Below are 17,242 nucleotides of genomic sequence, written 5' to 3' on the forward strand. Positions count from 1 at the left end.
CGCCGATCGCGAGTGCCTCCTAGCGATGGTGGCGGAGCAGCGCCGATTCGAGCGATAGCGATAGGACACTGCGTCTCCTGGCGCGTCGAGAGCGGCCAGACTGTGACGTGCCGGGGCCTGGCGCTGAATCGCAGCAGGCGCCGCGCTTTCGTTGATTGCTGCGTTGCACAATAATACGCTGCCCCGTCATCCTGGAGTCGGGCATGTCCGATACCGATCTTTCAACGCCGCGCGTATCACGGCGCGACTACGTGCTGATCCTGTTTGCGTTGGCGATGGGCGGCTTTGCGATCGGCATCAGCGAATTCTCCACCATGGGCCTGATGACCCAGATCGCGCAGGGCCTGCAGATCAGCGAACCGCAGGTCGGCCACGTGATCAGCGCCTATGCGCTGGGTGTGGTGGTCGGTGCGCCGTTGCTGGCGATCATTGGCGCGCGCTGGCCGCGGCGCACCTTGTTGCTGCTGTTGATGGTGTTCTACGCGCTGGGCAATCTGGCCAGCGCCTTGGCGCCGAGCTATCACACGATGTTGCTGTGCCGTTTCATCGCCGGCTTGCCGCATGGCGCGTACTTCGGCGTCGCTTCACTGGTGGCCGCGTCGATCAGCCCGCCCAACCAACGTGCCACTGCGGTGGGCCGGGTGTTGCTGGGCCTGAGCATTGCCTTGCTGGTCGGCAATCCGTTGGCGACCTGGCTGGGCCAGATCGTGAGTTGGCGGTGGGCCTACGCGGCGGTGTCGGTGCTTGCGCTGTGCACGGTTGCGGCAGTGGCGGCGCGCCTGCCGCCCGCGCCGGACGAGCCGCGGCAACAGCCGCTGCGTGAGCTGCGCGCGTTCAATCAGCCGCAGGTATGGCTGGCCCTGGCGATCGGCGCGGTGGGCTTTTCCGGCATGTTCTGCGTCTTCAGTTATCTGGCGCCCACCCTGACCGCGGTGACCGGCGTGGAGCCGGCGCGGATCCCGCTGGCGATGGTGGCATTCGGGGTCGGCGGCGTGCTCGGCAGCATCCTGGGCGGCTGGCTGTTCGACCGCATGCAGTTCCGCGCGGTGCCGGTATTGCTGGTGTGGTCGGTGGTGGTGATGCTGACCTTTCCGTTGGCTGCGCAGTCGGGCCTGTGGGTCTTCGTGTCCATCGTGGCGGTCGGCACCATGGGCGCACTGGCACCTGCACTGCAGACGCGTCTGATGGATGTGGCCGCGGAGGCGCAGACCCTGGCAGCGGCATCCAACCATGCCGCATTCAATACCGCCAATGCGCTGGGCCCGTGGCTGGGCGGCATGGCGATCACCGCCGGGTGGGGCTGGACCTCGACCGGCTACGTGGGCGCGGCCACTGCGCTGGGCGGCTTGCTGGTGTATGCGCTAGCGGTCTGGCAGGAGCGCCGCCAGCGCGCGCCGCTGGCGAGCTGCTGAGGCGCTGCCGGCCTGCACTGCCTGCTGCAGTTGGAGTGATGAGTGGCAGAGCTGGCAGATGGCGTGCTGGCCGCGACGTTGGTCCGTGCAGGACGCAAGGCCATATCCACGGCCAACTCACGAGCGCACGTCGAGACTGCACGCTTCACTGCAAGCGGACCGTACAGCGCCATGACCGAACACATGCCACCGCCCTGGAAGCGCGGCAAGCCCAAGGGTAAATCCGCCTCCACGCCGCTGACCGCAAGCCAAAAAGCCGCTGCCAAGCAGCGCGCCGAGGAGGCCGGTCGCCCCTATCCCAACCTGGTTGACAATATGTGGGCGAGCCGGCAGCCAAGGTAGATTTGACCTGCTCTTGGCATCGATGAATCGCCATTCATTGCCTGCATGATCGCGTGAGGACAATCACCACATCACTCACATGTCGATTATGTGTGTCCCGCCAATCTAAGGCCGTACACAACGCCAAGGCATGCAATCAGCACATCGATTGCCTCATCCACGAAAGCCAGCGCAAACGCATCCACAACTTGCGCAGCGCTGGCCCATCGCAACCAGGAGCGACACATGAGCATTCAGAGCAAGACCGAGCATAGCCTCAACGACCTCATCGCCATTTCCCGTGACGGCAAGGACTTCTACGAAGAAGCGGCTGCCAAGGTGGGCGATGCGGAACTTGCAACGCTGTTCCGCCGCATCGCCGGTGTGAAGTCCGACATCGTCAGCAATCTGAGCAGTGTGGTTGCATCGGTCGGCGGCAAGCCGGAAACCAGCGGCACCATGGTCGGCAGCATGCAGCAGTTCTACGGCAAGGTGCGAGCCACGCTGGGCGATACCAAGTACGGCTACGTTGCCGAGCTGGAAGAGTCCGAAGATCGCCTGCTGAAGGCGTTCGACGAGACCATCGCCGACCAGGATACTCCGGCCGCCGCACGCGACGCCGCGCTGCGTCTGCTGCCGGAAGTGCGTGCATGTCACGACGTGATGCGTAACCGCAAGCATGCGATGAAGAACGCCGCATAAGCTGCGTGCGCGACCCAGGCGCATCCATGTGATGCAGCTTGCGGAGTGAACCGATAAAGGCGGAAACGGGCAGCGCAAGCTGCCCGTTTCTTTTTGTGTCGCGCATGGTCAGTGCTGCGCGGTTGTTGTTCCACGCATTGCACGCGTTCCACGTTTTTGCATTGGCGTTGAATGCGTGTCACGCATGCATCTGGTCTGCTAGTATCCGCCGCCCTTCTTCCGGCAGGTCCGCGTACGCGGTCGTGGAATCAGCCCATGCAACAGCAGTTCCTGTACCTGTCCTCGGCCGAGGCGCAGTTGTCGCTTGGCCTTGGTGAGGAGAAGACCACCGAGCGCCTGTTCTTTGCGGTGATGGCCGATGCGGCCACCGCCCAACGCGCTGCGGCGATCGCCGATGGGCTGCTGCACAATGGTCATGTCGATGGCAAGCCGCTGGCGCGCGAGCGCTTGCATGTGACCCTGCATCATCTGGGCGATTACGCGGGCGGCTTGCCGCCTTCGCTGGTGAGCCGCGCCAGTCATGCAGCCGAGCGTGTGGTGCTGGATGCGTTCGAGGTGGAGTTCGATCGGGTCGGCACCTTCGGCGGCCGGCGCTCGCAGCTGCCATGCGTGCTACGTGGCGAAGACAAGGTGCGCGGGCTGTACGAACTGCAGGGCGCGCTGGGCCGGCAGCTGGCGCATGCGGGCATTGCCGGCGACGCGCAGTACACGCCGCATATGACGCTGCTGTATTGCAACCAGTCATTGCCGCAACGGCGCTGCGATGCGCTGGCGTGGACGGTGCGCGAGTTCGCGCTGGTGCGCAGCTTTCTGGGCCAGTCGCGTTACCAGATCGAAGGGCAGTGGGCGCTGCGCTGATGTGCAGGCAGATGCGTACGCGGTAGCCTGCGTGCATGGATGCCACCACCACACCACTGCCACTGCAGCCCGAGCACCTGGCCGCGCTCGAACAGGCCTATGCCACGCCACCGCGCGCCTATCACCACTTCGGCCATGTGCGTGCGCTGCTGCAGCACTACGCCGAGGTCGCCGCCGGGCCGGGTTGGCAGCAGCCGGTCGAGGTCTGGCTGGCGGTACTGTTTCACGATGCGGTGTATCAGCCCGGGCGCAGCGACAACGAGGCGGAATCCGCCAACTGGGCGGTGGACTGCATCCCGCGCTGGTGGCCGCAGGCATCGGTGGATCTGCAGCGCGTGCAGCGCCTGATTCTGCTCACCGCACGCCACGGACAACTGCAGCCAGCGGATGTGGACGCCGAGGCGGCGTTGTTCCTGGACTGCGACATGGCGATCCTGGCCGCACCGGCAGCGGTGTTCGATGCGTATGACGAGGGCATTGCCGCCGAGTACCGCGGGCATGTCCCCAGCCTGCTGTTCCGGCTCAACCGCAGGCGCTTTCTGGCCGGCCTGCTCGAGCGTCCGCGCATCTTCCTGAGCGACTACTTCCATGCGCGCTGCGACGCCGCGGCGCGGGCCAATCTGCGCCGGCGACTGGGGCGCTGACCTGACACGCTGCGCGCCGTGGTTCATCCAGGCGCAGCCACGGCGCACGCTACAATGCGCGCATGCACGACCGCGCAGCTTCCGATCACGATCCACGCCCGCAGCCACCCGAGCCGCCTGCGCCCAACGAGTGCTGCGAAAGCGGTTGCCCGCTGTGCGTGCACGATCTGTACGCGGACGACCTGGCGCGCTACCGGCAGGCCTTGGCCGCCTGGGAAGATCGCCAGCGAGCACATGCGCGATAAGCGAAGCGCCGCGCTTCGCGTGGCCGCCTGGAGCGATTATCTTTGAACCACTTTTCCCGATGGTGCGACATGCGACGACTTGAGATGTGGAGCGCGCTCTGCGGCGCGGCGGTGTTGACGCTATCGGGCATGGCGGCTGCGCAGACCACGCAGCCAGTGAGCCACGGCCGCTTCGAGCAGGTGCCGGTGCTGATGCCCAAGGGCGAGCCGCAGCGCGTGGTGATCTGGCTGACCGGCACCGGCAACAACGTCAAGCGCCAGACCCAGGCAGAAAGCCTGCGCGCCGATGGCGCGATGGTGGCGATGGTCGATACCGCGCATCTTTATGCGGTGCTGCGCAAGGCCGGCGGTACCTGCGCGTTCTCGGTCGGCGATGTGGAAAATTTCTCGCGCTACGTGCAGGCCTTCTACCACATCCCCACCTACCGCCTGCCGCTGCTGGTCGGCGACGGCGAGGGGGCTGCGCTGGCCTATGCGATCGCGGCGCAAGCCAAGCCGCACGTGCTGGCCGGCGTGCTGACCGACGGGCTCTGCCCGGCGACGGTGTCCGATCAGGCGATCTGCCAGCCGGGGGTGCGCCCGGGCAGCAACACCCTGCTGCCGGTGCCGTTGCAGATTCCCTGGGTGCTTGCCGGCAGCCAGGACAAGCGTTGCCCGGCCGCGGCCGAAGACGGCTTCCTCAAGCAGGTGCCGCAGGCGCGCACGTTCACGCGTTCGGCGCAGGGCGACATCCTGCCGGGCCTGCGCGCGGCGGCACGTTCGCTGGGCGAGCAGAAGGGCGTGGCGCTGCCTCCACCGCCGGGCGGGCTGGAAGACCTGCCGGTGGTGGAGCTGCCGGCCAAGCCCGATGGCGACAGCGACGACGACACCTTCGTGATCTTCGTCTCTGGCGACGGTGGCTGGGCAGGTCTGGACGAAGAGGTTGCCGATGCCCTGGCCGCGCAGGGCATTCCGGTGGTCGGCCTGGATTCGCTGCGTTACTTCTGGACCGAGCGCACACCGCAGGGCTTTGCCACCGATCTGGATCGCATCGCGCGTTTCTATGCGCAGCGTTGGCAACGTCAGCGGGTGGTGCTGATCGGCTTCTCGCAGGGCGCGGACGTGTTGCCGGCCGCGATCAACAAGCTGCCGGCGCAGACCAAGCAGAACCTGCGCATGACCGCGCTGTTGTCGGTGGGCAAGCTGGCCGATTACGAATTCCACGTCAGCAACTGGCTGGGCTCGGACGACGAAGGCCTGCCGATCGCGCCGGAAGTGCAGCGTCTGCCCGCCGGCACCACCGTGTGCATCTACGGCCAGGACGACCAGGACGCGCTCTGCCCGAGCCTGCCGGCACAGGCCGCCAAGCGGGTCGCGCTGCCGGGTGATCACCACTTCAAGGGCGATTACGCGACCCTGGCCAAGGTGATCATGGAGCAGCTGCACGCGCTGTCGAAGCCGTAAGCGAGCGCGGCATGTCTGACCTGGTTCGGTCCAACTCCAGGCCGAACCAGGTCAACAACCCGGTCGTCACCGTTCGGTTTGGCCCCCCTGCAGCCCAGCAGGCCCCTGCATTTCTTTCCGTAACCGACAGCAACCGGTGGTGCTTGCGCGGGTGGCGGTGTGGGACCTTGAGCGGCATGGATGCCGCGCCAGAGCCTACATGGACATACTTGCGGCGTGTCCCACGCCGGTACGCGTGCAAGCGCCCGCAGCAGGCCGAAGCATTCGCGTGGAAACGCCAGATGTCGTGCGCAAGAGTGATCGGTGTGCGGAGTCGGTCGGCGGCGCGGCGCCGCATCCGGTGTCGGGACACGCCGTAAATCCATCCCTGGAGGCTCGGTGGCGACATCCATGTCGCCACACGGTCCCGCCTCCGGACGCGGCACCACGCTCCCAGCGTTGCCACTGCTGATCGGCGAGCAATGCCTTCAGGCACACGTGCAAGCGCCCGCAGCAGAGCGGGGCATTCGCGTAAAACCGCAGGTATCGAGCGGCCTTACTCCTGCCGGCCCGGATCCGCCGAGATCAATCGGGTGACATCCAGCAGCGCCGCCGGCAGATGCATGCCACCGGGCGCGACCAGATAACGCGGGCGCCAGGTCGGGGCGAACTTTGACTTGAAGCGGCGCAGGCCGCTGAAGCCATAGAAGCGCTCGCCGTGACGTGCGACCAGGCTGGCGAAGCGATTCCAGCGGCCGGCCAGGCGATGCTCGGCCAGGCCCGACAACGGCGCCATGCCCAGCGAGAAGCGCGTATAGCCGTTGGCTTGCCCCCACAGGAACAGCTCGATGAACAGGAAATCCATCGTGCCCTTGGGTGCCTGCGCGCTGTGCCGCATCAGGTCCACCGACAGCTCGCCGCCGGCCGGCGCCCACCACACGTTGGCGAACGCCACGATTTCGCCCTCCGCCTCGGCCACTGCCACCGGGAAGCGGCGCAGGTAGTCCGCTTCGAAGCTGCCCAGCGAGAAGCCCTTCTCTTCGCCTGATTTTTCTTCCAGCCATTGCTCGGACACTTCGGACAGACGCGGCAGTACTGCGTCCACCTGCTCGGGCTGCAGCATGCGGAATGTCAGGCCGCCGCGCTTGCCGCGGTTCCAGGCCTGGCGCAGATCGGCGCGGTCGCGGCCTTCCAGGGTGAAGCCTTCCAGCGGCACGATCGCCTCTTCGCCGAGTTTGACCAGGGTCAGGCCCATGTCGAGATATGTCTGCCAGTATTTTTCGCCGACCTGGTAGAACACCGGGCGCAGGCCCATATGGTCGGCCTCCTCGCGGAAGCGCCAGATCAGGGCGCGCGCGACCTCCGGCGGGCCGACCGGGTCGCCCATCGAGATCAGCGAGCCGCCGTAACGCTGCATCATCACGAACCCGCGGCGCTGCTCGTCGAGCAGGAACGCCTTGTCGCCGGTCAGCGCCAGGCAGGCCTGGGTGTCGGTACTGATGGCCAGGATCGGCGCCAGCGTCTGTAGGGTCTGCGCATCGGCGGACGGCATCGGGCGGCGGCCGCCACGCAGCAGGCGCGCCATGCCGAACACGATCACGCCCACGCACAGGATCAGTGCCGCGCGCAGCGCGCGTGGCGCGTTGGCCGAGGTGGCGAATTCCCACCACAGGTCGTTGCTGTATTCGACGTGGCTGTAGACGAAGAACAGCAGCCAGAACGTGGCCACCAGCACCAGGCCGAGGTTGCTCAGCCATCGCCACGACCAGGCTTCGTCCAGCAGCGCGCCCTGGCGGTAGAACTCGCGGCGTGCCGCCCACAGCGCCACCGCGGCCAGCGCCGCCGACAACGACACCGAGATATGGCTGCCGCGCAACAGCGACAGCGGTGGCAGCAGGATGCACACGCCCAGCGCCAGCACCCAGGCCGCATGGCTGCGGCGTTGCAGGCCCTGGCCGATCAGCAGCAGCACCATGCCGCCCAGGCTGACCAGCAGGTGCGAGGTTTCGATCAGCGGCAGCGGCGCCACTTCCTGGCGCGCGCGCGGAGTGGGCAAGGTGCCGTCGATGACCAGCGCGGCACCCACTGCAAACACCGCCAACGCCAGGATCTGCGGCAACCACGGGCGCAAGGCCTTCCATACCGTGCGTGCGGTGCTGGCGCTGGCACGCACCGGTGCGCCCAGGCCGGAGGCTGCCGCCATCGCCACCGAGATCAGCAGCGGCACGATGTAGTAGGTGACCCGGTAGGCCAGCGCGGCGGCCAGCACCGCGGCGGGGGTGACATGCGGCAGCAGCTTGAGCAGGCTCCACTCGAACACGCCCAGGCCGGCCGGCACCGTGGAGATCAGCCCGGCGACCACCGCCACCAGCCAGATGCCGATAAACCCGAAGTAGCCGGTGCCCGGGTCCGGCGGCAGCAGCACGTAGAACGCGGCGGCGGCCAGGCCCAGCTCGACCACGCTCAGCGCGGTCACGCCCAGGACCGTGGTGCGGTCGGGCAGCCAGAAGCGATGACTGCGGATCCCGAATTCGCGGCCCTGTCTGCCGACCAGCCCCAGCATCGCGACGTAGCCGACCAGCAAGGCGATGCCGGCAATGCGGATGCCTTCTGCGGTGATCGGCAAGGCACGTGCAGCCGCTTCCGGTTCCAGCAGCAGCGCCAGGCCAAGCAACACCCAGGCGCCGAAGACGAAGCCCAGCGTGCTCATCAGCACCACCTGGCCGATCTCGGCCAGGGTCAGCCCGACGCTGCCATAGCCGCGCAGGCGGACCGCGCCGCCGGTCAGTGCGGCAAAGCCCAGCGTCTGCCCCACCGCATGCGCCATGAAGGCGGTGATGCCCACGCGCGCCGGATGCAGCCGCTTGCCGGTGCGCTTGAGCCCGACCCAGTCAAAGCCCACCAGGCAGGCGTAGCTGCTCAAGCCCAGCAACAGGGTGAGCGCGATCTGGCCGGCACCCAGGGCGCGGAAGGCCTGGCGGATCTGCCGATAGCCATGGTCGGTGAATTGCCCCGACAGCGCGTGCAGCGCCATTGCCAGGATTGCCAGGCTGATGATCACCGGCAAGGCGCGGCGCCACCCGCTGGCCGGCGCTTGGGAAGACACGGAGGTATCCGTCATGAGGGAAACGGGATCTGCTGAAGGGGAAGAAGGGCACATGCACGGTGCGTGCCGCGCGGGCGGTTACTCTGCATGGGACGGTCGGTGTCAAGGTACATGCAGGGTGATCGTACGGATGCCGAATGAGGTGAACGCAGGGTTCGGTCGCGCCGACAGGTGTCGGCTCAGGACGGCCGCGCGCATCATAGGGCATCGCCGCGCCCGCGTGCCGCAGGAGACCGACATGGACACGATGACCGTTGCAACACAGACAGGCTGCTGATGGAAGATCAACACACCAGCGGCACTGTGATGCCACCCGGGTCGGCCTGCCCGCCACGCTGGGCCGGGCAGGCCGGCGCAGTCGCCGCCTACATGGGCCTGGCCTTCATCGCCTTGATCCTGCTGCTGCAATCGCTGCGCGGCGATCTGGACTGGATCGACGCACAGCTGAGCGCGTATCTGCACGGTGCCTACGGCCTGCTGCTGCGCACGGCCTATTGCGTGCTGGCTGCGGCGATGGCGTGGATGGCGCTGGGCCTGCATGCGGCACTTGCACCGCCCGCGCGCAGCCGCGCCGTGGTGGGGCTGTTCTGGGCGGCGGCGGTGGGCCTGTGCATGGTGTCGATCGGCGATAGCTGGATGCCGGAGCTGGCGCCCGACGCGGCCATGCCGGTGCACCTGCTCTCGGCCGACATGACGTTTCTGTGCGTGATCGCGGCGGTATTGCTGCAGTCCTGGTACTTCCGCCGCGACCGGATGTGGCAACGCCACTTCGCCGCCGCGTTCGGCCTGGGGCTGTGCGCATTTGCGGTGTTGCTGTTCCACGTCACGGTCACCGGCGCGCCGTTGGGCATCAGCCAGAAGAGCGCCATCGTGTTGATCGTGGCCTGGATGGTGCGGGTCGGGGCGTGGTTGGCGCAGCACGTGCGCGCCGGGGCTGCACGTTTGCCGCATTCGCGGGACAATGCCCGGGTCAATCAACCGTAGGAAGTCTGAAAATGCTGCAGCGATTCGATGCGGGTCCGCGGATGTCGGAAATGACCGTCCATGGCGGCGTGTGCTACCTGGCAGGCCAGATTGCCGAAGACACCAGCCAAGACATCACCGGGCAGACCCGCCAGGTGCTGGGCGAAATCGACCGGCTGCTCGCGCAGGCGGCCAGCGACAAGACCAAGATCCTGCGTGCGGAAATCTTCCTGGCCGACATCGCCGATTTCGACGGCATGAACAAGGCCTGGGACGAATGGGTGCCGCACGGCTTCACCCCGGCGCGGGCCACGGTCGAAGCCAGACTGGCGCGGCCGGAATGGAAGGTGGAAATCGTGATCACCGCTGCGGCGAGCTGATCGCAGCGCGGCGCGCGGAGCGCGGCTCGATCGCGCGCCGACGCCGCGTCATCTGCGCGCATGCGCTCGGACATGCAGCGCAGCGTTGGTGGACGACAGCGGCGAAGAACCGCTCACACGTTTGCTTGGCAGGACCGCCAGCGCGCTTGTCGGCGCACCCCATGAGTGGAACGCCGACATGTCGCGCTTCACTCACGCGGGCCGCCTCGTCGTTTCGATGCGCGCGCGTGCGTAATCAGCGTTTGACGAAGCGGTAATGCGCCACGCCCCATTCGCGGCCCTGGTCGTAACCGAACAGCTCGGCGCAGGCCAGCCAGAACATCCGCCAGCGCTGCCACCAGCGCTGCGCATCGTCGCCATAGGTCTGCCGCAGTAGCGGCATGATCTGCTCGCGGTGGCGGTCCTGGTTTTCCAGCCAGGCGTTGGCGGTTTTTTCGTAATGCTCGCCCGATAGCACCCAGCGCTGTTCGATGACCACGTCCTGCTGGAAATGCAGCAGGGTATCGGCCGCCGGCATCAGCCCGCCGGTGAAGAAATGCCGTCCCATCCAGTTGTCTTCGCCGGCCACTTCGAACGGGTAGGCCAGGTCGCGGTGGCAGAAGATATGCACGAACAGCTTGCCACCTGGCGCCAGCCAGCTGCCGACGCGCGCCAGCAGCTCGCGGTAGTTGCGCATGTGCTCGAACATCTCCACCGACACCACGCGGTCGAAGTTGCCCGGCGGCAGCGCCAGCGCGTTGACGTCGGCGGTGATGACCTGCACGTTGCTCAATCCGCGCACCCGGCACTGCTCCAGGATGTGCGCGCGCTGCGGACGCGAGTTGGACACCGCGGTGATGGTGGCGCCGGGATAGCGCTCGGCCATCCACAAGGTCAGCGAGCCCCAACCGCAGCCCAGCTCCAGGATGCGTTGGCCATCGGCCAGTTCGGCGCGCTCGCCGTACAGCGCCAGCATGCGTTCTTCGGCCGCATCCAGATCCGGCGTGGTGGCGTCCCAGTAGCAGCTGCTGTACTTGAGCCGGCGGCCCAGGCACAGGGTGAAGAACTGCGGCGGCAATTCGTAGTGCTGGCGATTGGCGGCATCGGTTTCGATCGCGATGGCGCTGGCACGCAGGCTGTCGATGAAGGCGCGTTGGCGCTCGCCGCTGGCGTCGGCACCGCCGGTACGCTCATCGCGCAGACGTTGCGCACACAGCCGGCGGATGCCGTAACGCAGTGCGGCGTCGGGGAGCACGCCGGATTCGGCCAGCCGGGTGGCAAAGGATTCTTCGGGCAGCGAGGAGGGCGGGATGGTGACAGTGGACATACGACTCTCCAGGCGACTCAGGACGAAGGGGGAAGTGGGAAAAATGCGCTGGTGCTGCGCTGGTATTGCGCGTAGTCCTCACCACGCGAGCGCAGCGCCTGCTGCTCGGTGTAGGGAATGCCGGTAAAGCGATACAGGAATACGAACATCACCACCGGCCCGAGCGCAGCCAGGGCAAGCGGCCACGGCCCGGCACCGACGGCCAGCGCCAGATAGGCGAACCAGTGCACGAACTCGAAGAAGTAATTGGGATGGCGCGAATACCGCCACAATCCGCTACGGCAGGTGACGCCGCGATTGGCCGGGTTGGCCTTGTGCGCAGACAGCTGGCGGTCGGCCAGGGCTTCGCCACCGACCGCGATCAACCACACCGCAATCGCCAGCGTGCTCCATACGCTCCAGGCCGGAGTCGGGTTGCTGGCAGCGGCCAGAAACGGCACACAAAACAGCACCACGACCACTGCCTGCGCCAGGAAGAAGCCCAGGAATTTGCGTTGGTCGCCATTCCAGTGTTCGCGCAGGGCACGATAACGGCCATCTTCGTGCGGGTCGCCGAACACGCGCACGCCCAGATGCAACGCCAGGCGCGCGCCCCAGACACCGCCGAGCACCCCGACCAGCACGCGCGGCAGCAGCGCGCCATCGGACATCCACGCGCAATACGGCGCCGCCACCGCCAGGCACGCGGCCCACAGCACGTCGACCGGGCCGGCATTGCCGCTGCGGCGTTGCCACAGCCAGCCGATCACCATCACCACGCTCGCAAACACGCCCACATGCAGCAGCGGCCAGGCATTCATTGCAGTTCTCCCCTCAGGTGTTCAGGCGATGGTCGCGCGAGGCGGCGTGCATAAAGCGACAACAGACCGCAGGCCACGCCCCAGCCGATGCCGACCGCGACCGCCGCATGCAGCTGCGGCGGCTGGAAGTGCACTGCCTGCCAGCTGCGTTGCGCCAACCAGTACGAAAACGGCCCGAAGATCGCGCCCAGCAGCACCGCCAGCCACGGCCGCTGCATCACCGACGCCAGCGAATGATTGAGCGTGAGTGCAAAGCCCAGCCACAACGCCAGGATCCAGGCCGGCGCCAGCAGGGTGCCCGGCCACGGTGCGGCATAACGCACCCAGCCTGCGGCGGCCAGCGTGGTGTCCAGCAGCAAGCCCAGCGACAGCGCGGCGACCAGCAATTGCAGATCGCCCGGCGCACGCCGCGACGGCCATAGCTGATACAGCGCGAACAGCGCCAGCACCAGCAAGGTGGGCCAGATACGCGCCTGCGCAGCGGCGCTGACGGCCACCAGCCACAGCACCTGCAGGCCCAGATAGTTGCCGAGCTGCTTCATGCGTCAACGGGAAGGCCGGGCACGAACTGCGGCGGGCGTGCGCCCGGCTTGCTCAGCCATAGATGCACATCGCCAATCGAGCGTTCCAGGAAACCGGCTTCGCAATAGGCCAGATAGAACTCCCACATGCGGATGAAGCGTTCGTCGTAGCCGAGCGCGCGCACCTGCGGCAGCTGCGCCATGAAGCGCTGCCGCCAGGCGCGCAGCGTCAACGCGTAGCTCGGCCCGATGTCTTCCAGGTTGAACAGGCGCAGGTCGCTGGCGCGTGCGATCGCGCCGGTCATCGCCGCCACCGACGGAATGAAGCTGCCGGGGAAGATGTGCCGCTTGATGAAGTCCACCGAGCGCAACGCCTGCGCATAGCGATGGTCTTCGATGGTGATGGCCTGGATCAGCGCCTCGCCATCGTCGGCCAGCAGGCTGCCGACCTTGGCGAAATAGGTGTCCAGATACTGATGGCCGATCGCCTCGATCATCTCGATCGACACCACCCGGTCGTAGCGCCCGTCCAGATCGCGATAGTCGCGCAGCAACACGCTGACCCGGTCGCTCAGGCCGGCCGCGGCGATGCGCTGGGTCGCCAGCTCGAACTGCTCGCGCGAGATGGTGGTGGTGGTGACGCGGCAGCCATGCTCGCGTGCGGCGTGCAGCGCAAAGCCGCCCCAGCCGGTGCCGATTTCCACCACATGGTGTTGCGGGCCGAGCCGCAGCTTCTGGCAGATGCGTTCGAGCTTGCGTGTGGCTGCGCGCTCCAGTGCGGCCTCGCCCTGGGCTTCTTCGCCCTCGACGAAGATCGCCGAGGAATACATCAGGTTCTCGTCCAGGAACAGGCGGAACAACGGGTTGCCCAGATCGTAGTGCGCGGCGATGTTGCGCCGGCTGCCGCTGCGGGTATTGCGTGCGAATGCATGCAGGCTGCGCATCGCCCAGCCGCCCAGTCGCGCGGTACCGGTCTCCATCGCATCCAGGCGCTCGCGATTGCGCAGCAGCAGGCGCATCAATGCGACCAGATCGTCGCATTGCCATTGCCCGTCCATGTACGACTCGCCGGCACCGACGCTGCCGTTGAGCGCGGCCTGGCGATAGAAGCCGGGGTCGATGACGCGCAACTGCATCTGCAGCGCATCCGCACCACTGGCGTTGCCGAGGGTGGTGACGCCATCGGCTTCGTGCAGCTGCAACTGTCCATCGCGCAGCTCGCCGAGCGTGGCCAGCAGGCGCTTGCGCAATAGGCGGTCCGTCCAGGAAGCCGCGCGCGGCGCAGCGGTGTCGGGCAGGGACGTGGCGTTCATCGGGGTTCTCGCACAGGCGGATGAGGGTGATCGTGGACGGGGTTGCCGCGTAGCCACAGGCGCAGGGCCTGCCAGTGGATGGCCAGCACCACCTGCACGGTCATCAAGGGATAGGCCAGCAGCGTGCGCGCCAGGGTGCGTGCGTTGAGCGGCTGGCGTTGCAGGACCAGGGTGGCATCGAAGCGGGGCGTGCCGCGCTCGCTGCCTGCGCCATCGGCGTCAGGATGAGCGGCCGGCGCGTCGCCGCCTGGTGCATCCAGCACCTGCATATGCACGCGCAATTGCGCATCCGGCACACTGAAACGCCAGTCGTACTGGTGCTGCATGCCCATGAAGGGCGAGACATGGAAGCGCTTGTCGAAGCGCCAGGCATGCACGTCGCGATGCGTGCGCGCCTGCGCGACCGGCAGCACGTAGGTGTGGCGCTGCTGCCAGGGCGTATTGGTGATTTCCGCAACGATCCAGCGCAGGCCACCGTGGCGATCGAAGCAGTAGTAGAAGCTGACCGGATTGAACACATGGCCGAAGTAGCGCAGATGCGTGAGCAGGCGGATCGCGCCATCGGGGCGCTCGCCGGTCTGGGCCTGCACGCAATCGCGCACGGCCTGGTCCAGCGGAACCTGTGGGTCGCCGAGATAATCGCTGCGCCGGAACTGCGCCAGGTTGGCGCGCCCCACCGACCACAGCCAACGGCGGGCAAACACCGCATCGAGCTCGGACAGATCCAGGTACATCAGGAACAGCCGGTAGCGGAACGCCAGCGCTCTGGGCGCAAACCGACGGTGCCGCACCCAGCCGGTGTAGATCGCGCTGCGCAGTGTGCCCGCCACGCTGCCGGCACCGCTGTCCTCGCCCGGAGGCAGCGGTACCGCATCGGGGCTGGCTTCGCGCAGCAGCTGCATCACCAGTCCACTCCCAGGCCACGGGCCACTTCCACGCCGCTGCGCAGGCCGTCCTCATGGAAGCCGAAGCCCCATGCCGCGCCGGCAAACCAGGTGTGCTGCAGGCCCTGGATCTCGGCCTTGCGCGTCTGCGCGGCGAGCGCGGCGGCGTTCTGTACCGGGTGGCGGTAGCGCATGCGCCGCAGCACCTTGTCCGGCGCGATGTCGTGGTCGCGATTGAGACTGACGATGAACGGCTGCGGCGCTTTGATCGACTGCAGCGCGTTCATCCAGTAACTGACCGTGCACGGCGCCTGCGGGTCGGCCGGCACATGCGCATTCCACGCTGCCCAGGCGCGGCGGTCGCGCGGCAGCACGCTGGCGTCGGTGTGCAGGACGGTGTCGTTGTCCTGGTAGGTGATGCCGCCCAGGATCTGCTGCTCGGCCGCTGTGGCATCGCTGAGCAAGGCGAGGGCATCGTCGGCATGGCACGCCAGCACCACGTTGTCGAAGTGCTCCTCGCCACGCAGGGAGCTGAGCACCACGCCGTTGGGCGCGCGCCGGATCGCATGCACCGGCGTGGACAGGCGCTCGAGCACCTGCCAGCGCCGACGCAGCGCGCGCACGTAGCTGTTGGAGCCGCCGCGCACCACCTGCCATTGCGGACGCCCGCTGAGCTGCAGCATGTGGTGATTGGCCATGAAGCCGATCAGCTGGCCCATCGGGAATTCGAGGATGCGTTGCGAGGGCGATGACCACAACGCCGAGGCCATCGGCACCAGATGCTGGTCGCGAAACGCGTCCGAGTACCCATGCCGCTGCAGATACGCGCCCAGCGTGCTGAAGCGCTCCTCGCTGTGCAGCACCGCCGGTGCCTGCCGGTAGAAGCGGCGCAGGTCGGCCAACGTGCCCCAGAAGCGCGGGCTGAACAGGTTGCTGCGCTGGCAGAACAGCCCGCCCAGGCTGCCGGCGTTGTATTCGAGCCCGCTGCGCGCATCGTGCACCGAGAAGCTCATGGTGGTCGGCTGCGCGGCCACGTCCAGCTCGGCGAACATGCGCGTGAGCAGCGGATAGTGCTGCGGGTTGAACACGATGAAGCCGCTGTCCACCGCATAGCGCTGGCCGTCCAGCTGGATGTCGTGTGTATGCGTATGCCCGCCCAGATAATCGGCAGCCTCGAACAAGGTGACCTCGTAGCGGCGCGACAACAGCCACGCTGCGCCCAGGCCGGCGATTCCGCTGCCGACCACGGCAATCCTGCCCTCGCTCATCGGCTCACCCGCTCGGCACGTTGGGTGAGCGATTTCGGCATCGGCTTGAGGTCCCACACCAGGCCCACCCACGACATCGCGGTGAGCCCGTACCAGGTGACGTCGTACTCCCACCAGCGCAGACCCTGGCGCGCGGAGCCGGGAAAGAAGTGGTGGTTGTTGTGCCAGCCTTCGCCGAAGGTGAGCAATGCCAGCAGCCAGTTGTTGCGGCTGTCGTCGCGGGTGTCGAAGCGCCGGCTGCCGAAGCGGTGCGCCAGCGAATTGATGGTGAAGGTGGCATGGAACAAGGCCACGGTGGAGATCACAAAGCCCCACACCAGCAGCTGCGCACCGTTGGTCTTCAACGCAGGCGCGGCAACCGCCAGCCAGTCGCCGAGCAGGTACAGCCCGATCGCCAGCAGCACCGGCATCACGATGTCGAAGCGGTCCAGGAAGCGCAGCTCGGCAAAGCGACGCAGGTCGGGGATGACCTCCCAATCGGTACGGAAGTTGCGCGGGGTCAGGAACCAGCCGGTGTGGCTCCACCAGAAGCCGTGCTGCGCCGGCGAATGCGGGTCGCGGCCGGTGTCGGTATGGCGGTGATGGTTGCGATGATGCGCGGCCCACCACAGCGGCCCGCGCTGCACGCAGGTGGCGCCGATGGCCGCGAACAGGAACTGCAGCACGCGCGAGGTCTTGAACGCGCGGTGCGAGAAATAACGGTGATAGAACCCGGTCAGCGCGAACATGCGTAGCGCGTACAAGGCCACCGCCGTGCCGACTGCGAACCAGGACGCACCGACCCAGAACACCGCCAGGCAGGCCAGGTGCAGCGCGATGAAGGGCAGGGCGCGCAGCCAGTCGATGCGGTCTGCGCGTGCCTCGTCCAGCGGCTCGTCGGTTTGCGAATCCACCCAACGACGCAGGCTGCCGGTGCGTGCCGCAAGCCACCCGAGACGGCAGGTGTCGGCAGGCTGCGGCGGCGCGGCATGTGGGTCAAAGCCAGTACTCGGCACGCGTGGTTCTCCGTGTGTAGTCGTGACCCTTTACGGACGCCGCCGGCAAACAGATGCACCAGCCCGTTTGATCGTCGCATGCGTGCGCGCACTTGGCGTACC

Annotated in this window: 17 protein-coding genes; 9 read left to right on the top strand and 8 right to left on the bottom strand. The window is 67.2% G+C overall.

What is annotated here, in order from left to right; genetic code table 11:
- Positions 1-203: 203 nt before the first annotated feature.
- The 7 genes from AC1KVE_RS09640 (at position 204) to AC1KVE_RS09670 (ending at position 5,625) form a co-directional block, all read left to right on the top strand.
- On the top strand, positions 204-1,412 hold the full coding sequence (locus tag AC1KVE_RS09640; RefSeq protein ID WP_481092351.1) for an MFS transporter: 1,209 nt from the start codon (positions 204-206) through the stop codon (positions 1,410-1,412).
- A gap of 42 nt (positions 1,413-1,454) precedes the next feature.
- Positions 1,455-1,754, top strand: a complete 300-nt coding sequence (locus tag AC1KVE_RS09645; protein ID WP_226427157.1) for a hypothetical protein — start codon at positions 1,455-1,457, stop codon at positions 1,752-1,754.
- A 225-nt stretch (positions 1,755-1,979) separates the two neighbouring features.
- The gene (locus AC1KVE_RS09650) at positions 1,980-2,435 is read left to right on the top strand and encodes a PA2169 family four-helix-bundle protein (protein WP_024937995.1); all 456 of its coding nucleotides are present in this window, start codon (positions 1,980-1,982) and stop codon (positions 2,433-2,435) included.
- 255 nt (positions 2,436-2,690) lie between these two features.
- Positions 2,691-3,293: a 2'-5' RNA ligase family protein gene (locus AC1KVE_RS09655; RefSeq protein WP_184551576.1), complete on the top strand. Its 603-nt coding sequence runs from the start codon at positions 2,691-2,693 to the stop codon at positions 3,291-3,293.
- Between the two features lie 35 nt (positions 3,294-3,328).
- Positions 3,329-3,937 carry an HD domain-containing protein gene (locus tag AC1KVE_RS09660; RefSeq protein WP_024937993.1) on the top strand — a complete coding sequence of 203 codons (609 nt, stop codon included), beginning with the start codon at positions 3,329-3,331 and terminating at the stop codon, positions 3,935-3,937.
- 62 nt (positions 3,938-3,999) lie between these two features.
- The gene (locus tag AC1KVE_RS09665; protein ID WP_024937992.1) at positions 4,000-4,182 is read left to right on the top strand and encodes an oxidoreductase-like domain-containing protein; all 183 of its coding nucleotides are present in this window, start codon (positions 4,000-4,002) and stop codon (positions 4,180-4,182) included.
- Positions 4,183-4,251: 69 nt separating this feature from the next.
- Positions 4,252-5,625: a virulence factor gene (locus AC1KVE_RS09670; protein ID WP_039511551.1), complete on the top strand. Its 1,374-nt coding sequence runs from the start codon at positions 4,252-4,254 to the stop codon at positions 5,623-5,625.
- 535 nt (positions 5,626-6,160) lie between these two features.
- On the opposite strand, the gene mprF is transcribed toward AC1KVE_RS09670, so the two are convergent.
- The gene (gene mprF / locus AC1KVE_RS09675) at positions 6,161-8,725 is read right to left on the bottom strand and encodes a bifunctional lysylphosphatidylglycerol flippase/synthetase MprF (RefSeq protein ID WP_481092352.1); all 2,565 of its coding nucleotides are present in this window, start codon (positions 8,723-8,725) and stop codon (positions 6,161-6,163) included.
- 261 nt (positions 8,726-8,986) lie between these two features.
- Here mprF and AC1KVE_RS09680 point away from each other — a divergent pair, with 261 nt between their 5' ends.
- Together AC1KVE_RS09680 and AC1KVE_RS09685 are read left to right on the top strand one after the other, a co-directional pair.
- On the top strand, positions 8,987-9,694 hold the full coding sequence (locus tag AC1KVE_RS09680) for a DUF998 domain-containing protein (protein ID WP_481092353.1): 708 nt from the start codon (positions 8,987-8,989) through the stop codon (positions 9,692-9,694).
- Positions 9,695-9,705: 11 nt separating this feature from the next.
- Positions 9,706-10,053: a RidA family protein gene (locus AC1KVE_RS09685; protein WP_024940520.1), complete on the top strand. Its 348-nt coding sequence runs from the start codon at positions 9,706-9,708 to the stop codon at positions 10,051-10,053.
- A gap of 235 nt (positions 10,054-10,288) precedes the next feature.
- Here the strand turns inward: AC1KVE_RS09685 and AC1KVE_RS09690 are convergent, their stop codons facing one another.
- Genes AC1KVE_RS09690 through AC1KVE_RS09720 form a run of 7 tightly spaced genes read right to left on the bottom strand, consistent with a single transcriptional unit; the run spans position 10,289 to position 17,140 of the window.
- On the bottom strand, positions 10,289-11,359 hold the full coding sequence (locus AC1KVE_RS09690; RefSeq protein ID WP_039511565.1) for an SAM-dependent methyltransferase: 1,071 nt from the start codon (positions 11,357-11,359) through the stop codon (positions 10,289-10,291).
- Positions 11,360-11,376: 17 nt separating this feature from the next.
- Complete coding sequence (locus AC1KVE_RS09695) at positions 11,377-12,159, bottom strand: DUF1295 domain-containing protein (protein WP_024940522.1); 783 nt, start codon at positions 12,157-12,159, stop codon at positions 11,377-11,379.
- Positions 12,156-12,701 (bottom strand): DUF2878 domain-containing protein, encoded by a 546-nt coding sequence (locus tag AC1KVE_RS09700; protein WP_481092354.1) that lies wholly within the window; start codon positions 12,699-12,701, stop codon positions 12,156-12,158. Before AC1KVE_RS09700 ends, AC1KVE_RS09695 begins: the two co-directional genes overlap by 4 nt.
- A complete protein-coding gene (locus tag AC1KVE_RS09705; RefSeq protein ID WP_039514269.1) occupies positions 12,698-13,993 on the bottom strand; it encodes an SAM-dependent methyltransferase in 1,296 nt (431 codons plus the stop codon). Before AC1KVE_RS09705 ends, AC1KVE_RS09700 begins: the two co-directional genes overlap by 4 nt.
- Entirely contained in the window at positions 13,990-14,895 is a 906-nt protein-coding gene (locus tag AC1KVE_RS09710) for a DUF1365 domain-containing protein (RefSeq protein WP_481092381.1), read from the bottom strand. Before AC1KVE_RS09710 ends, AC1KVE_RS09705 begins: the two co-directional genes overlap by 4 nt.
- Positions 14,895-16,145: an NAD(P)/FAD-dependent oxidoreductase gene (locus AC1KVE_RS09715; RefSeq protein ID WP_481092355.1), complete on the bottom strand. Its 1,251-nt coding sequence runs from the start codon at positions 16,143-16,145 to the stop codon at positions 14,895-14,897. The genes AC1KVE_RS09710 and AC1KVE_RS09715 overlap by 1 nt, the downstream gene beginning before the upstream one ends.
- Complete coding sequence (locus AC1KVE_RS09720; protein ID WP_481092356.1) at positions 16,142-17,140, bottom strand: acyl-CoA desaturase; 999 nt, start codon at positions 17,138-17,140, stop codon at positions 16,142-16,144. The genes AC1KVE_RS09715 and AC1KVE_RS09720 overlap by 4 nt, the downstream gene beginning before the upstream one ends.
- Between the last annotated feature and the right edge of the window lie 102 nt (positions 17,141-17,242).

It is taken from the genome of Xanthomonas sp. NCPPB 2864, assembly GCF_056675615.1.

Bases quoted from the DNA above. Each gene is read 5' to 3' on its own strand.
- AC1KVE_RS09640 (WP_481092351.1), top strand. From the start codon at position 204: ATGTCCGATACCGATCTTTCAACGCCGCGCGTATCACGGCGCGACTAC.
- AC1KVE_RS09650 (WP_024937995.1), top strand. From the start codon at position 1,980: ATGAGCATTCAGAGCAAGACCGAGCATAGCCTCAACGACCTCATCGCC.
- AC1KVE_RS09655 (WP_184551576.1), top strand. From the start codon at position 2,691: ATGCAACAGCAGTTCCTGTACCTGTCCTCGGCCGAGGCGCAGTTGTCG.
- AC1KVE_RS09660 (WP_024937993.1), top strand. From the start codon at position 3,329: ATGGATGCCACCACCACACCACTGCCACTGCAGCCCGAGCACCTGGCC.
- AC1KVE_RS09665 (WP_024937992.1), top strand. From the start codon at position 4,000: ATGCACGACCGCGCAGCTTCCGATCACGATCCACGCCCGCAGCCACCC.
- AC1KVE_RS09670 (WP_039511551.1), top strand. From the start codon at position 4,252: ATGCGACGACTTGAGATGTGGAGCGCGCTCTGCGGCGCGGCGGTGTTG.
- mprF (WP_481092352.1), bottom strand. From the start codon at position 8,725: ATGACGGATACCTCCGTGTCTTCCCAAGCGCCGGCCAGCGGGTGGCGC.
- AC1KVE_RS09680 (WP_481092353.1), top strand. From the start codon at position 8,987: ATGGAAGATCAACACACCAGCGGCACTGTGATGCCACCCGGGTCGGCC.
- AC1KVE_RS09685 (WP_024940520.1), top strand. From the start codon at position 9,706: ATGCTGCAGCGATTCGATGCGGGTCCGCGGATGTCGGAAATGACCGTC.
- AC1KVE_RS09690 (WP_039511565.1), bottom strand. From the start codon at position 11,359: ATGTCCACTGTCACCATCCCGCCCTCCTCGCTGCCCGAAGAATCCTTT.
- AC1KVE_RS09695 (WP_024940522.1), bottom strand. From the start codon at position 12,159: ATGAATGCCTGGCCGCTGCTGCATGTGGGCGTGTTTGCGAGCGTGGTG.
- AC1KVE_RS09700 (WP_481092354.1), bottom strand. From the start codon at position 12,701: ATGAAGCAGCTCGGCAACTATCTGGGCCTGCAGGTGCTGTGGCTGGTG.
- AC1KVE_RS09705 (WP_039514269.1), bottom strand. From the start codon at position 13,993: ATGAACGCCACGTCCCTGCCCGACACCGCTGCGCCGCGCGCGGCTTCC.
- AC1KVE_RS09710 (WP_481092381.1), bottom strand. From the start codon at position 14,895: ATGCAGCTGCTGCGCGAAGCCAGCCCCGATGCGGTACCGCTGCCTCCG.
- AC1KVE_RS09715 (WP_481092355.1), bottom strand. From the start codon at position 16,145: ATGAGCGAGGGCAGGATTGCCGTGGTCGGCAGCGGAATCGCCGGCCTG.